Here is a 14,709-nt window from a genome sequence, read left to right on the forward strand (position 1 = left end):
CAGGCGTCCGGGCAGAATTTCAGATCAGAACCAGCGGCCTATTGCGACGCCCGTTGGGGCCAGTGCTGTTGTATCAAGTGTGGTTGCCATGACCTTGAAGCCCACATCTGTCGCGGTCGGGGCGTCAAAGCCGATGAACCGGGTGCTTGCCCCACCTCCGCCGCTAACCGAAACCGCCGGGCCGGATGCGAAAGCAATCGGGAAAACCCAGACTGCGGCGTCGCTTGTAAACAACGCCCCATCGGCATTTGCACATCCCGTTGCAGGCAGCTTTGTAGTGCATATTTGTGTTCCATCTGCAAAGCGTACGTAGTCTCCATCGGCAGTCGACCCGCGTTCAATCACGGCACCGGTCGGCACGCCGCCGCTTTCCGATACGAGACCGATAAGGTTACCCGGACCATAGCCGAAATCCGCCCGCATCAGGCGACCAACAGTTGTGTCGTCAGGGCTGTTCTGAACGGCGGCACCGCTTGCGGTACCCGTGGTCGGGTCAAAGCTGAGCGCGTCGGTCCAGGTGCCGCCGTCAGGCGAGACCTTGATCGAAAAGCTGGTATTGCCGGACAAACCCATCTCGGCGTGACCGGTCCAGTTGGACTGAAACAGCAAAGACGCTGTTTCGCCTGCGCTGGCCTTGTTGATTTTTAGCTGATGCCCACCGCCTTCGTGGCTGAGCAACGTCGCTGGCGACCGTACGGACAGGCGGTTCGTGCTGTCAAAGCTTGCCGCAATTCCCACGCCATCAAGATTCTGCGTCGCGACCGGCGGCTCGATCCACGCGCTGCCATCCCAGACAGTCAGTTGCCCGTTGGTTTCATCCCACGCGCGCCAGCCGATGCGGGGGGCGACGAAATGCCAGGAGTTGTCCAGCCACGCGGCAAGCATCCCGGCCTGGCCCGTCCAATCCCCGGTCGGAGCAGAACCGAGGGCGTGAACCTCACCCTGATCAGGAACGGTCGGAGGGGTCGATGCGTTTGTCGAGGCTAGGCTAAGTTGGGTAACAAGATCCAACTGCCGCAATGCCTCGTTATGGGTCACGTGTTTCTGTGCCTGCGATGGTTGCAGAAACGGTAGGTTCAATCGGGGTGAGTTCTGTGACAAGAGCGTCCTCCAGTGGCTTTCGGTGCGACAATTGAATTGCGCGCCACATTACCGGGTGGTGGATGAATCCCGTCTGACCGGGGCGAACGCCTAATAAACATTTTGCTAACCGTGTTCTGGGCGATAAAAAATGGGCCAAAGCGCAGAACGCTTTAGCCCATCGGAGCATCTTGCACATTCACCGCAAACGCGCATGTGCTGCGGAGAATGCGTCGGTTACTCAGCAGCCTGCCCTGTGGCGACAATATCGTGCAAATATTGGCTCAGGTCATCACGCAGGTCGCTTCGGGCCAAGGCAAACGCAACCGTTGCTTGCAAGAACCCGGATTTCGAGCCGCAATCGAACCGCTGACCATCAAATTTGTAACCAAAGACCGGCACGCCGTTGCCAATGTCTTCGGCAATGGCATCGGTCAGCTGAATTTCTCCGCCGCTGCCTTTTTTCATCTGGTTCAGGTTGTACAGAACCGACGGACCAAGCACATAGCGACCAATAACGGCGAGGTTCGAGGGTGCCTCTTCCGGTTTTGGCTTTTCGACCATGCCCCGCGCGCGTACGACAGGGCCGATATTTTCACCCACATCCAGCACACCGTATGCACTGGTTTTTTCCAAAGGGACCTCCATGGCTGCAACCATGTTGCCGCCAGTTTCCTCATAGGCTTCGACCATTTGTTGCAGACATGGCTTGTCGGCGGCTATCACGTCGTCGGGCAGCATTACCGCAAAAGGTTCATCACCAATCAGGCGACGGGCACACCAGACTGCATGGCCCAATCCCAGCGCCTTGTGTTGGCGGATATAGGCTATGGCCCCGCTTTCCATATTGGTGGCGCTCAACGTCTCCAGCAGGTCATCTTTGCCTTTGGCTTTAAGCTCCTGTTCAAGAACCAGGTTGTGATCGAAATAGTCTTCTAGTGCGGACTTGCCGCGCGACGTAACAAAAATGAATTCGGTGATGCCGGCAGCACGAGCCTCGTCGATAGCGTACTGCACCAGTGGGCGGTCGACCAAAGTCATGATCTCTTTCGGAACGGACTTCGTGGCGGGCAGGAACCGGGTGCCAAGCCCTGCGACTGGAAAGATCGCCTTTGTGACCTTGCGTACCATATAACCTCTCAAGCTAGTAGAACAGTGTCGTTGGTTAGTGTCCCACGCGGACCTCTTAGGGGCTACACTGCTAACAATCAACGCCCACAATCAACCCGTGCAAATTTCCCAAAGATGGTGCCACCCAAGGGGGTAGAAGTCAAAACGATCACGTTTCGACCACGAAAACCCAGCGGTGTTTTGCTGCGATATGCGGCAAAAGAAGGCATCAAGTTCCGGCGTACCGAGGTCGTTCTACTAACTACCGTTCTGTAAGCGGGACCAAAGACGCCCCGAAGCTGTGTAAATTGGCTTCGGGGCAGGGCCCTCAAACACCGTTCAAAATGGCATCCAGCGGATCGTGCTCGGCCACAAAGTGATCCGGTCTCACCTCGCTCAATTGGGGGACATAATCGGACTGACCCGCAGCTAAACGACTGGGCAGAAACCGCAATGCCGCCCTGGGATCCATGGGCGAGGGCAGCTCACCAGGCAGCTTCAACCGTCGCCGCGTGCGTTCGACGTCGGGGTCCGGTATTGGAACGGCCGAGATCAGGGACTTGGTGTAGGGGTGGATCGGATCAGAGCAAATTACTTCGCCATCCCCAAGTTCGACAATCCGGCCAAGATAAAGGACCATGATCCGGTTCGAGACCGCCCGCACCACAGAAAGATCATGGCTGATAAAAATCATCGACAGCCCGAACTCTTGTTGCAGTTCTCGCAACAATTCCACGATTTGCGCCTGAATGGACACGTCTAGCGCCGAAACCGCTTCGTCGCAGATAATTAACTTGGGTTTGTTGATCATTGCCCGGGCAATGCCGACTCTTTGGTTCTGCCCGCCGGACAATTCATGCGGATATCGGTTGATCATGTTGGATTGCAAGCCCACCCGCTCCATCATCTGCGCGACCATGTCTTTGCGTTCGCGATCCGTCAGGTCAGGGCGATAGGTTTTAAGAGGTTCCGCAATCGAGGCGGAAATCGTCATCCTCGGATCAAGGCTGGCCAGCGGGTCCTGGAACACGATCTGAAGGTCCTTGCGGTATTTGTTCAGTTCGGCTCGTTTCAATCCGACGATAGGATGTCCTAGCCAGCTGACATTCCCCGCACTGGGTTCAATCAGTTGCAGCACGGCGCGGGCGAGGGTGGATTTGCCGCAACCGGATTCACCCACAACGCCCAGCGTTTCACCCTTGCGGATGTCAAAACTCACGCCATCCACGGCCTTCAACGGCACCTTGTGGCCGAACAGCCCGCCCGAGACATGGATCGGGAAATGGACTTTGACGTCGTCGACCTTCAGCAGAGGTTCTTCGGTTTTCTCCAGCGCTTTGGGCGCATCGCCTGCATCAATGCGGGGCATCGCCTCCAGCAGAGTTCGTGTGTATTCGTGCTTTGGCGCGCGGAAGATTTCACGCGCGTCTCCGGCCTCGACAAACTGACCCAGACGCATGACCTGTATTCGGTCACACATCCGTGCGACGACGCCCATGTCATGTGTAATCAGGGCAATTGCGGTGCCTTCGTCTTTTTGCAGCCGCACCATCAAGTCCAGAATGTCGGCCTGAACCGTGACATCTAGCGCAGTGGTTGGCTCGTCCGCGATCAGCAGTTTTGGATTGCACAGCATGGACATGGCGATCATCACGCGTTGGCGCATCCCGCCCGATAGTTCATGTGGGTATTGATCGAGACGCCGATTTGCCTCGGGGATACGCACACGGTCAAGCCATTCAAGGCATCGCTGTCGGGCGGCAGAGCCTTGTAGCCCTTCATGCACTTGCAGAACTTCGCGCATTTGCTGGCCGACCCGCAGATGCGGGGTCAAAGCGGTTAGTGGGTCCTGAAAGATCATGCCGACATCCGAACCACGGATTTTGTTCAGTTTGCCAACGGGCAGGTTGAGGATTTCCTTCCCATTCAGCATGGCCGAGCCCTCGGCCCGCCCCGCTGGCGGCAACAGCCCCATCGCGGCCATGAAGGTCTGGCTTTTTCCCGATCCGCTTTCGCCAACGATGCCAAGGCATTCGCCCGGGTTGATATCGAAACTGATCCCTTTGACAGCCTCGACCACGCCGTCCGGGGTTTCGAACTGGACGCTCAGGTCTTTTATGGAAAACAGGCTCATATCAGCGATCCTTCGGGTCCAATGCGTCACGCAGACCATCGCCGATGAAGAACATCGAGATGATGATTGCGACATAGAATGTCAGGGGGAACATAAGCTGCCACAAGGTGCCATAGGCCATCGTCCCGGCACCTTCGGCGATCAGTCTGCCCAACGAGGTGTAGGGTTCTGAGATACCCAGCCCCAGAAACGAGATGAAGCTTTCGGTCAAAATCATCTCAGGCACCAGAAGCGAGGCATAGACGATCACCACCCCCAGTAGATTGGGTAGGATATGACGGTACATGATCGTGAATTCGCTGACACCGGCGGCGCGGGCAGCCTCGATGAACTCGCGGTTTTTCAGGGTCAGGGTTTGCCCTCGAACGATCCGTGACATGGTCAGCCAGCCGACCGCGCCAAGAGCGAGAAACAACATGAAAAATGACCGTCCAGCCACGACCAGCAACAGGATGATGATCAAGGTTGCGGGGATCGCCAGAAGAATATCGACAAAGCGCATCATCACGCTGTCAACACGCCCGCCGATGTAACCGGCGGCGATGCCGTAACAGGTACCGACGATCAGCGCCGTGGCCGCCCCGATCAGGCCAACCAAAAGCGATGTGGTCGTTGCCTGAATGACGCGGCTATAAAGGTCGCGTCCCAGATCATCGACACCGAAAAAATGCCCGGTTTCGAAAGAAGGCATCCCCATCCCGCGCACGTCCCCCATGACGTTCCAGTCGATTTCTTCATTGTCCCAGACAGCGAAGTACGGTCCGATGATTGTGAACAGAACAATCAGGCTTAGAACAAAAACGCTGGCCATTGCGGCCTTGTTGCGAACAAACCGCATCCGAGCGTCCTGCCACAGCGAGCGCCCCTGAATGACCGTATAATCGGTGACATCATCAGCCAGTTGGGCGGCTTTTTGTGATTTTCCTAGCATTGGTTCGCCCCTCAGTACCGAATTTTCGGATCAAACCAGGCGTAGGCCAGGTCCGTCAGCAGGTTCACGACGACAGTCAACGCGCCATAAAGGATCGTGACCCCAAGCAGCACGGCATAGTCTCGCGACAGGGCTGACCCGACATAGGCTTGCCCCAGCCCGCCGGTCGAAAAGTAGATGTCGACGAAAACAGAACCTGTCAGCACATAAACAAAGACCGGCCCAAGGTATGAGACGACCGGCAACAGCGTTGGTTTCAACGCGTGACGCCAGATCACGGTTCTGGTCGGCAGACCTTTGGCCCGCGCGGTCCGGATGAAGTTCGAGTTCAGCACCTCAAGCATCGAGGATCGCGTTATTCGCGCGATGGATCCCATATACGATGTCGCAAGCGCAATCACGGGCATGATGAGGTAGGGCCATTGCCCGCCATTCCAGCCCCCGCCCGGCAGCCATCCCAGCCATAGGGTAAAGGTCAGGATCAGGATCGGACCCATGATGAAGTTCGGCAGCGCTTGGGCCGCGATGCCCAGCCCCACGGCGAAATAGTCGATCCAACTGTTGTGTTTGATCGCGGCGGCAATTCCTAGACCGACACCAACGGACGTCGCGACGAGGAATGACAGTGACCCATAAGTCAGCGAGATCGGAAAGCCCTGCGCGATGATGTCATTCACGTCCCGGTCCTTGAACTTAAAGGACGGGCCAAAGTCGAAATGCACGACGATATTGTAGAGGTAGTCCCACAACTGCTTCCACAGTGGTTGGTCCAGCCCGTACCGCGCCTCGATATTCGCCAGAACCGCCGGCGGAAGAGGTCGCTCAGACGTGAATGGCCCACCGGGCGCGAAGTGCATCAGAAAGAAACAGGCGACGATCAGCAGCAGGATCGTCGGAATGGCAACCAGCAGTCGCCGCAGACTATAGGCAAGCATTTCATGCCCCCATGCTTATTGGCCCTGCCCCGGACGCTTCCGGGACAGGGCGTGGTTCAAAGACGATTATTCAGCAAGCTTGTAGAGGTTTTTCGAGTACCAGTTCTGCTCGACATTGTTGATCGGCCAATTCCCGACATCGGTGTCCATCATGTAAACACCCGCATAGTGGTAGATCGGGATCACAGGCGTTTCCTGTGCGATGATGCGCTCAACCTCGGTGTACAGAGGCGCCGGATCGTCAGCAGTTTTGGCCTGTGCCAAAAGCTCGTCAACGCGGGCATTGCTGAATTTGCCATCGTTGTAACCAGAATCCGACTGCAGCAGGTCCAAGAAAGTCGAAGCTTCGTTATAATCGCCGCACCATGCGCCACGGGCCAGTTCGAAGTTCTGATTGCCGCGCTCTTCCAGGAACACTTTCCATTCCATATTGGCCAGTTCGACATTCACACCCAGCTTCTGCTTCCACATCTGGCTTACAGCAACTGCGACCTTTTTATGGTCTTCGTTGGTGTTGTAGACCATTTCAAAGCTCAGCGGATTATCCGGGCCATACCCGGCACCGGCCAGCAATTCCTTGGCCAGTTCATCCCGTTCAGCTTGGGTCATTGAGGCCATCTCAACCTCGGGAACGGTAAACCCTGCCGTCGCTTCGGGCGCGAATGTATAGGCCTGCGGCTGACCTCCGGCCATTACTTTTTCAGTGATGATTGCACGATCCACCGCCAGCGACAGGGCCTGACGCACGTTCGGGTCTTTAAAGGCCTCGGGGCCATCTTCCGTCAGGTTGAAGGTGTAATAATAGTTGCACAGGCGCGGAAAGCTGATTGCTTCGTCCGGATGCTCTTGGCTAAGGCGGGGGAATTGGCCTGCTGGAACTTCCGTGCGGTCCAATTCACCAGCCATATAACGCGTCAGGGCAACGTTTTCGTCATTGATGATCAGCGCGACCACCTTGTCGAGAATTGTGTTCTCGTTGTCCCAGTACATTTCGTTCCGTTCACGAACCGAACGTTCCTGCGGTACGTGCTCGGTCAGGATGTAGGCACCATTCGACACGATATTTTCGGGGCGGGTCCAGGCGTCGCCATGTTCCTCAATGACCTTCTGCGGAGCCGGGAAGGTGGTTGAATGCGTGGTCATCTGCGGGAAATACGGCAGCGGTGCGCTGAGCGTGACTTCCAGAGTGTGATCGTCGATTGCCTTGACACCCAGCTCGTCAATCGGCTTTTCGCCGGCGATAATATCGGCGGCGTTTTCAATCGACATCAGTTCCATGAACCAAGCATAGGGTGACGATAGTTCGGGGTCGACGGCACGTTTCCATGCATAAACAAAGTCACCAGCGGTCACCGGGTCGCCATTCGACCACTTGGCGTTGTCACGCAGAGTGAAGGTGTACACATCCTTGGTGTCATTGGTTGTATAGCCTGTGGCGACGCCCGGAATCAGGTTGCCGTCTTCGTCCTGATTCATCAGGCCTTCGAACAAATCCCGTGTGATTTCGGCGCCGTAGGTATCTTCGACAACCTGCGGGTCGACCGAACTGTGCTCATCCCCAAGGCGATAGATAAAGGTCTGGTCTTCGGCCAGCGCTTCGCCGGTTTCCGGGTGAGTGCCAGCGGCAAAGGCAGCACCGGTGATCATGGTCGAGGTCATGAGCCCCGCCAGAGATGTCCGAATATACTTGTTCATTTTTGTCTCCCATTTTTTAGGTGGCAAAGCGCGCGCCATTCAGGATGGCCGCTGCCACCATGTTTGTCCGACCTTGAACAGGACTGACACGGATTCAGATTTCGCTTTTTCAGATCGCACTGAACACCGCATCACAGTCATTTGGTTTGCAGTCAGGAACGTGTTTGCGAAAGTCGCCTCTCACTGGCGCAGAAGGTGACATTATTTCAAATCGGGATAAAGATGCTGCCTGCGATTAAAGCAACTATAGGTGGATAGTGAGCGAAACCGGCGTTAGTGCTGAAATTAAATAAGGAAACTTGACCTGATCGTGACACTTTCGTGAAGACGTATGTTCAAACTTGACCCGAGGGAAATGCAGCGATGGTCGGTAAAGGCAAGAAAAACCGGCGAATCGCTACTGTGTGAGGGCGGCTTTCATACCTTGTTTTGGAAAGCAGGTCGGCGGTTGCCCTTTGCCCTCTTGCCACCGCCCGATTGAGCGTCGGGTCTTGTACCCGGGCAACCCATCGACACCGCCGACATCATGCCCGCGGCTTTCAAGCGCCTGTTGCATGGCGGCGATTTCAGATCGGTACAGGGTGCCGATGTTGTCCCAGCCCGTAATGAAGTCCTGGATGCCGAATTGAATGCGGTCGCCGACATGACCCACAAACAACGCATAAAGGTCGCTTTTGTTGTAATCTTTCAGCACATAGAAATTCGGTGTGACGATAAAGGCTGGCCCATGGCGTCCAGCGGGCATCATCAAGTACACCTCACCTTGTAATTCGTGCTGGGGAAACGGCTTACCCGAGACGCGGGTTATTCCCATGTCGACCCAGTCCTGAATGGGCCGCCCTTGGTCTGGTCCCTCCAATGCGCAGGAAACGTGAGCTGGAACCGATACTTCAAACCCCCAATCCCTTTCCGCAGCCCAACCATGCGCCGACAGAAAATTCCCGATGGATGCAATTGTATCCTCAACCGAGCCCCAGATATCGAGCCGCCCGTCCCGGTCCCCGTCCACTGCGTAGGCCAGAACGTTCGAGGGCATGAATTGCGGTTGACCCAACGCGCCTGCCCAACTGCTTTTGAGTCTTCCCGGCGGAGCGTGTCCGGCTTGGGCGATTTGCAGCGCTGCGATCAATTCTTCGGTGAAATAGGCCGACCGGGTGCTCATGAACCCCTTTGTGGCTAACACCTGAAAGGCGTCGTGCCGAATGGCTACTTGGCCATAGCCGCTCTCGCGTCCCCAAATCGCAAGAATGATCCGTCCGGGTACACCAGTTTCCGCCTCGACCTGCGCAAGGATCGTCGCGTGACGCCGGGCCATTTGCCGACCAACCGCAGTAGCGCCTTGAACCGAGTTTGCGTTGAAATATCGCCCCGGCGATCCGAACTCGGCCTGTTTATGCTGTTGGGGCGTTTTGGCAATCGACCCCGGCGGTACAAGATCAGACAACTTCCAGTTGAGCGTCACGCCCTCAAAGGCCCGCTGCATCGTCAGCCGAGAAACGCCCTTGGCCTTGGCCCGCGGCCAGACCGTTTCCTGTAGCCAGACTTGGAACTGATCCTCAACCGCAGAACGATCCTGTGCGCGCGCGTCTGTAAGAAGGCATGTCAGGCAAAAGGCGAAAACAATCCAACGCATTGTTGGAATATGTCATTAGACTAAGAGGGTGTGTCAACCGCGTCATAGACACGCTCTTACGTATCCGCTTCTTCAAGGGCTGCCCGACAGCGTGCGCGAAAAACCGAGACGTTAGGAAAAACCTTGAGAAAACTGGCGTCCCTGCCGATAGTTGGCAGAAACGAAGGCTTCAGAGGATGAATTGGCGTGGCCTTACTCAGACCTTCAGCATGGCTATGGGCAGGATCGGCTGCGGTTGTGCTTGTGGTCGTCTCCGGGCAGGTCTCATGGGCCAGTGACAGTTTCTTGGACCCTCAAGGCCCGATTGCTGCGGCACAAAAAACGCATTTGCTGCGGGCGACCGCCCTCATCCTGATCGCAGTGATCCCGGTGCTGGTTCTGGTGCCGCTGATTGCTCTGCGATACCGGCGGCGTAAGGGCGGGTCTGCACAGTACAGGCCCAAGTGGGACTTCTCGGCAAAGCTGGAATTTGTAATGTGGGGTGTCCCGGTCGTAATCGTGGCGCTCTTGTCGTTCTACTTATGGAAGGCCACGCACCGTCTGGACCCATACTCAAGCAGTTTTGGTGAAACTCCGGCTTTGGCTGTTCAAGTCGTCGGTCTGGATTGGAAATGGCTGTTCATCTACCCGGATCTTGGCATTGCCAGCGTCGGTGAGCTGGGCATCCCGATCAAACAACAGGTCGCGATGACGTTGACCACGGATACGGTGATGCAGTCCTTTATGATTCCCGCTTTGGCCGGTCAGATCTACGCCATGCCGGGAATGACGACCAAACTGCATCTCGTTGCGGACACACCCAAGACGATGCAGGGCAAAAACACGCAATATAGCGGGCGCGGGTTTACCAAGCAGAAGTTTCAGACCCTTGCGATGCAACCCAATGAGTTCGATGCCTGGGTCGAAGGGGTCCGTGCCAATGGTATTCCCCTTACCGCCGAAACCTATCGGACCCTTGCCATGCGCACCGACCGGGATGAGGTTCAAGCCGCGCTTGGGACCGCAAAAATGCCAGAGCGTGCGTTATACTTTACGCTTGAAGATGGTGATCTGTTCCAGTCCATCCTTCACCACTATCACGGAGGGCAGCCGCTGCCGGTTGATCAGCAACCGGGCACCGTTCAGTTTGGCAAGAAGGGCGCGCAATGACCGAAACCGGTTTCTTTGGCCGCCTGACCTGGGACTCTTTCCCGATTGCTGGTTTAATGAAAGACCCCAATGCCAATGAGATCGTGGCAAACGCAGCCGCAGGCGTTGTGATTGTTGGGGTCATCGCAGTCGTCGGGTTGCTGACCTGGTACCGATTGTGGGGGCCATTATGGCGCAACTGGCTGACCAGCGCAGACCATAAGAAAATCGGGATTATGTATATCGTCTTCGCCATCGTCATGCTGGCACGTGGGGTGCTGGAGGGCGTTGTCATGCGTGCCCAACAGGCGGCAGGTCCGGGCGAGGGTTTCCTTGAGGCCGAACATTTCGCCGAGTTGTTCAGCACGCACGGCACCATCATGATCTTTTTCGTGGCCGTTCCCTTCGTTTTTGGGATCGCGAATTTCCTGATACCACTGATGATTGGTGCGCGGGATGTAGCCTTTCCAGTGATGAACCAGATCAGCCTTGGCCTCACGGTATCGGCTGGCATGATGCTGATGGTGTCGTTGGTCGTGGGGCAATTCTCGACCGGTGGCTGGACGGCCTATCCGCCTTACACGGGCGCGGCATTCAACCCCGGAGTGGGTCCGGACTATTGGATTTGGGCCATCGTCGTTTCCGGCATCGGAACCACGCTGACCGGGATCAACTTTGCGGTCACGATCTATAAACTGCGCGCACCTGGCATGACGTTCATGCGGCTGCCGATCTATTGCTGGACGATCATCAGCAGCTCGATCCTAATCGTCTTTGCCATGCCGCCGCTTGGTGTGGCGGCGCTGATGCTGGCCGCAGACAGGTATCTGGACTTTCACTTTTTTACCAACGACCTGGGCGGTAACATGATGAATTATGCCAACTTGTTCTGGTTGTTTGGCCACCCCGAGGTATACTTGCTCGTCCTGCCTGCCTATGGCATTTTTTCCGAGGTTTTTGCCACGTTTTCGGCCAAGCGCCTGTACGGCTACAACTCGTTGGTCATCGCCACCATGTGCATCGCCGTTTTGTCATTTACCGTCTGGCTGCACCATTTCTTTACTATGGGCCAAAGCGCTCTGATCAACGCAGTGTTTGGCATCGCCACCATGTTGATTGCGATCCCGACCGGGGTCAAAGTCTATGACTGGATGGCGACCCTGTACCGTGGTCGTATCCGGTTTTCGGTTCCTATGTTGTACGGTTTGGCGTTCCTGATGCTGTTTGTCATTGGCGGTTTGTCAGGTGTGATCCTTGCCAATCCCACGGTTGATTATCAGGTGCACAACACGCTGTTCCTGGTTGCCCATTTCCATAACGTTCTGCTGCCCGGTGTGCTGTTCGGGTTGCTGGCCGGGTACAACTACTGGTTTCCCAAGGCTTTTGGCTTTCGTCTGAACGAGCTGTGGGGCCGGATCTCGGTCGTCTTGTGGACGGTCGGCTTCATGCCGACCTTCCTGCCGCTTTATTTTGTTGGCCTCATGGGTATGCCGCGCAGGTCCTACAGTTGGGAGGACCCCAGTTTCCACCCCTTCATGATCGTCGCCGTTGTTGGTGCATTTGTGATCCTGTCAGCTCTGTTCTCAGTGATCATTCAATTGTGGGTCAGCATCCGCGACCGCGAGAAAACCCAAGTACCCGTTGGCGATCCCTGGGATGCGCGCACGCTGGAATGGTCAATTCCGGCACCGCCGCCGCCCTATAATTTCGCTGTTATCCCACAGATCACAGACCGGGATGACTTTGCCGCCGCCAAAGAGCGGGGCGAAGCCTATCCGAACCCCGACCAGTACGAAGACATTTCGATACCACGCAACACCGGGATTGGGTTTGTCCTATGCGTTCTCAGCGGTATCTGGATGTTCGCGTTGGTCTGGTGGATCTGGTGGCTGGCTGCGCTGGTGACGGTGCTGATACTTTTGTCATTCATCCTCTGGACCTTCCGGCTGAATACCGAAGAGGTCATTCCGGCCGAAGAGGTTCGCATACAGCACGAGGCCTGGCTGGATTTGGTAAACAGAGCCAAACCGGTCGACCGCGATCACGAAACTTCCCCGGAAAACCGCGGTCTCGCCCGGCCTGATCTGAAGGCGGTGACATGAAGCGTGCACCAACCCATAGCTACCCGGGCCTGAACCTCGGGCGACGTCATGCCAGTGCCGACAAGGCTAGCGAAGTCGTCACCTTCGGCTTCTGGGTCTTTCTGATGAGCGATCTGGTCTACTTCGGGCTGATGTTCGCGATCTACATCACCATGATCGACGCGCAGGCTGGCGGGCCCGGCCCACATGATCTGTTCAACATGACCAGCGTATTTGCCCAGACCCTGATCTTGCTGACCAGCAGCCTGACCGTGGGCCTCGCGATGCTTGCACTGAAATACAATCTGCCCCGGTGGCGGATCGTGTTCTGGTTCAGCGTCACTCTGGTGTTGGGAATTTGCTTTTTAGTGCTGGAAATCCGCGATTTCATGGACATGGCCGAAAAGGGAGGCATCCCTCAGCGCAGCGGGTTCCTGTCCGCGTTTTATGGTTTGGTTCCGTTGCACGGGTTGCACGTGGCTGCGGGGTGCCTGTGGCTTGTCGTTCTTGGCATTCAGCTGCGGGTTTTTGGTCTGACAGACCTTGTGATGTCGCGCGTCGTGCGGCTTGCACTGTTCTGGCATTTCCTCGATCTGATCTGGATCGGAATCATCACCATCGTTTACTTCGGAGGTCTAGCCTATGGATAAGCGCAGCGAGATGCATCGGCGCGAGCAACGGCGCTATGTGATCGGTTATGGCTGCTCTCTTCTGCTGACTGGGACGGTTTTTACAATCGCCTACGTGTTCGGGATTGAGACTAAAGGCGTCTACCTTGCCATCGCGATGCTAGGGTTGGCGCAACTGGTCGTGCAACTGGTCTATTTCCTGCATATCGACCGTCGCCGCAGCAGCCGTGAAGACCTTGACCTGATTCTGTTCTCGGTGCTGGTCCTTTTGATCATCATACTCGGGACTGTCTGGATCATGGGAAATCTGGCGGTACGTATGCATACTTACCCAATGTAACAAAACGCGGCTTCCGCCAACTCTCTGCACGTGGCCGAGTACCGAAGCGCAAACTGTTGGTCTACTCCCTAGCGTATCATCACGAGACCTAGCCAAAACGCAAACCAACACAAACCAAGGCTAAGCAGAATATTTCCGGCAGCCAGCATAATCGTGCGCTGGCGCCGAAGTTCAAGCGACTGGTATGCAAAGCTTGAGAACGTTGTGAACCCGCCACAAAAACCAAAAACCAGCCGCTTTTCTTCTTCGCCCATGTCGACTGGCCCGCCCAGATATCCGACCCAAAGTCCCAGTAGAAGACTTCCCAGAACATTCACGATCAAGGTTGCAAAAGGCAGGTCATGCCGGACCCGCAAGGCAATCCAATGGCGTAGCACAGCGCCAAGACCACCACCCAGCCCGAACATGGCATGAAGATAAAATTGGCTCATTCCGGCACCTGCTGGTCGTGCAAACGCCGCCCCAAACCCTCACCCAGCATCGCGGCGCCGAGGCCGATGGCAATCTCCAACCCTGCAGCAGACACAGCACCCCAAAGGTTGGAGACGGCCAAGCGTTCAAGCTCGGCCACGAAGGACGAAAACGTGGACAGCCCGCCGCAAAAACCAACCGCCCCAAGATGAACGACATGCGCATGCACGCGATGCCGTACCGCATACAGCCATCCGAGAATGAAGCAGGCGAAAACATTGATACCAAACGTCGCCGTCAGGATCGGGGCACCAGGAATCTGCGACGCGAACGCTTCGCGCAGCAGCGATCCTATTGCGCCACCCACAAAGACGGCGGCGAACATGATAGCCGTGGTCCGGACGGTGGGTGAGGTCTGTGTCACGGTCAATCATCCTGCCCAAATTCGTCATTGTTTTGGCATATATACTGCCGCTCGGCGGATCAACAGTGGTCAATATCCGTGGACATATCGCAAACCGGCCCATTCGCATATTGCCGGGCACAAATGCTTGCAATCAAACGCCGATTTGATCCACGTTTGTCACAAGCCAATCCGGCGA

The 14,709-nt window shown here is 56.2% G+C and carries 13 protein-coding genes; 4 read left to right on the forward strand and 9 right to left on the reverse strand.

Annotated elements, in window-relative coordinates; genetic code table 11:
* Positions 1-24: 24 nt before the first annotated feature.
* The 7 genes from AC2FIT_RS05470 to AC2FIT_RS05500 form a co-directional block, all read right to left on the reverse strand.
* Positions 25-1,101 (reverse strand): DUF2793 domain-containing protein, encoded by a 1,077-nt coding sequence (locus AC2FIT_RS05470; protein WP_496827415.1) that lies wholly within the window; start codon positions 1,099-1,101, stop codon positions 25-27.
* Between the two features lie 216 nt (positions 1,102-1,317).
* Positions 1,318-2,211 carry a UTP--glucose-1-phosphate uridylyltransferase GalU gene (gene galU / locus AC2FIT_RS05475; protein WP_496827417.1) on the reverse strand — a complete coding sequence of 298 codons (894 nt, stop codon included), beginning with the start codon at positions 2,209-2,211 and terminating at the stop codon, positions 1,318-1,320.
* A gap of 307 nt (positions 2,212-2,518) precedes the next feature.
* Positions 2,519-4,324: an ABC transporter ATP-binding protein gene (locus tag AC2FIT_RS05480; protein WP_496827419.1), complete on the reverse strand. Its 1,806-nt coding sequence runs from the start codon at positions 4,322-4,324 to the stop codon at positions 2,519-2,521.
* Position 4,325: 1 nt separating this feature from the next.
* Positions 4,326-5,255, reverse strand: a complete 930-nt coding sequence (locus tag AC2FIT_RS05485; RefSeq protein ID WP_496827421.1) for an ABC transporter permease subunit — start codon at positions 5,253-5,255, stop codon at positions 4,326-4,328.
* Positions 5,256-5,266: 11 nt separating this feature from the next.
* The gene (oppB, locus tag AC2FIT_RS05490; RefSeq protein ID WP_068333192.1) at positions 5,267-6,190 is read right to left on the reverse strand and encodes an oligopeptide ABC transporter permease OppB; all 924 of its coding nucleotides are present in this window, start codon (positions 6,188-6,190) and stop codon (positions 5,267-5,269) included.
* A gap of 66 nt (positions 6,191-6,256) precedes the next feature.
* Positions 6,257-7,885 (reverse strand): peptide ABC transporter substrate-binding protein, encoded by a 1,629-nt coding sequence (locus tag AC2FIT_RS05495; protein ID WP_496827423.1) that lies wholly within the window; start codon positions 7,883-7,885, stop codon positions 6,257-6,259.
* A 397-nt stretch (positions 7,886-8,282) separates the two neighbouring features.
* Positions 8,283-9,518, reverse strand: coding sequence for a lytic murein transglycosylase (locus tag AC2FIT_RS05500; RefSeq protein ID WP_496827425.1), 1,236 nt, complete (start codon positions 9,516-9,518; stop codon positions 8,283-8,285).
* 186 nt (positions 9,519-9,704) lie between these two features.
* Between AC2FIT_RS05500 and AC2FIT_RS05505 the strand changes: the two genes are divergently transcribed.
* From AC2FIT_RS05505 to AC2FIT_RS05520, 4 genes are read left to right on the forward strand one after another with little or no spacing between them, the layout of a single operon-like run.
* Positions 9,705-10,667, forward strand: coding sequence for a cytochrome ubiquinol oxidase subunit II (locus AC2FIT_RS05505; RefSeq protein WP_496827427.1), 963 nt, complete (start codon positions 9,705-9,707; stop codon positions 10,665-10,667).
* Positions 10,664-12,748: a cbb3-type cytochrome c oxidase subunit I gene (locus tag AC2FIT_RS05510; protein ID WP_496827429.1), complete on the forward strand. Its 2,085-nt coding sequence runs from the start codon at positions 10,664-10,666 to the stop codon at positions 12,746-12,748. The genes AC2FIT_RS05505 and AC2FIT_RS05510 overlap by 4 nt, the downstream gene beginning before the upstream one ends.
* Positions 12,745-13,377, forward strand: coding sequence for a cytochrome c oxidase subunit 3 (locus AC2FIT_RS05515; RefSeq protein WP_496827431.1), 633 nt, complete (start codon positions 12,745-12,747; stop codon positions 13,375-13,377). Before AC2FIT_RS05510 ends, AC2FIT_RS05515 begins: the two co-directional genes overlap by 4 nt.
* Positions 13,370-13,696 carry a cytochrome o ubiquinol oxidase subunit IV gene (locus tag AC2FIT_RS05520; protein ID WP_496827433.1) on the forward strand — a complete coding sequence of 109 codons (327 nt, stop codon included), beginning with the start codon at positions 13,370-13,372 and terminating at the stop codon, positions 13,694-13,696. The genes AC2FIT_RS05515 and AC2FIT_RS05520 overlap by 8 nt, the downstream gene beginning before the upstream one ends.
* Before the next feature lie 68 nt (positions 13,697-13,764).
* Here AC2FIT_RS05520 and AC2FIT_RS05525 read toward each other — a convergent pair whose 3' ends face one another.
* Together AC2FIT_RS05525 and AC2FIT_RS05530 are read right to left on the reverse strand one after the other, a co-directional pair.
* Positions 13,765-14,127: a fluoride efflux transporter FluC gene (locus AC2FIT_RS05525; RefSeq protein WP_068333175.1), complete on the reverse strand. Its 363-nt coding sequence runs from the start codon at positions 14,125-14,127 to the stop codon at positions 13,765-13,767.
* Complete coding sequence (locus AC2FIT_RS05530) at positions 14,124-14,531, reverse strand: fluoride efflux transporter FluC (RefSeq protein WP_496827435.1); 408 nt, start codon at positions 14,529-14,531, stop codon at positions 14,124-14,126. Before AC2FIT_RS05530 ends, AC2FIT_RS05525 begins: the two co-directional genes overlap by 4 nt.
* Positions 14,532-14,709 lie beyond the last annotated feature (178 nt).

This window comes from Ruegeria sp. YTSA135 (assembly GCF_059610165.1).

Excerpts from the sequence above, each read along its gene's own strand:
- galU (WP_496827417.1), bottom strand. The coding sequence starts at position 2,211 with ATGGTACGCAAGGTCACAAAGGCGATCTTTCCAGTCGCAGGGCTTGGC.
- AC2FIT_RS05480 (WP_496827419.1), bottom strand. The coding sequence starts at position 4,324 with ATGAGCCTGTTTTCCATAAAAGACCTGAGCGTCCAGTTCGAAACCCCG.
- AC2FIT_RS05485 (WP_496827421.1), bottom strand. The coding sequence starts at position 5,255 with ATGCTAGGAAAATCACAAAAAGCCGCCCAACTGGCTGATGATGTCACC.
- oppB (WP_068333192.1), bottom strand. The coding sequence starts at position 6,190 with ATGCTTGCCTATAGTCTGCGGCGACTGCTGGTTGCCATTCCGACGATC.
- AC2FIT_RS05495 (WP_496827423.1), bottom strand. The coding sequence starts at position 7,885 with ATGAACAAGTATATTCGGACATCTCTGGCGGGGCTCATGACCTCGACC.
- AC2FIT_RS05500 (WP_496827425.1), bottom strand. The coding sequence starts at position 9,518 with ATGCGTTGGATTGTTTTCGCCTTTTGCCTGACATGCCTTCTTACAGAC.
- AC2FIT_RS05510 (WP_496827429.1), top strand. The coding sequence starts at position 10,664 with ATGACCGAAACCGGTTTCTTTGGCCGCCTGACCTGGGACTCTTTCCCG.
- AC2FIT_RS05515 (WP_496827431.1), top strand. The coding sequence starts at position 12,745 with ATGAAGCGTGCACCAACCCATAGCTACCCGGGCCTGAACCTCGGGCGA.
- AC2FIT_RS05520 (WP_496827433.1), top strand. The coding sequence starts at position 13,370 with ATGGATAAGCGCAGCGAGATGCATCGGCGCGAGCAACGGCGCTATGTG.
- AC2FIT_RS05525 (WP_068333175.1), bottom strand. The coding sequence starts at position 14,127 with ATGAGCCAATTTTATCTTCATGCCATGTTCGGGCTGGGTGGTGGTCTT.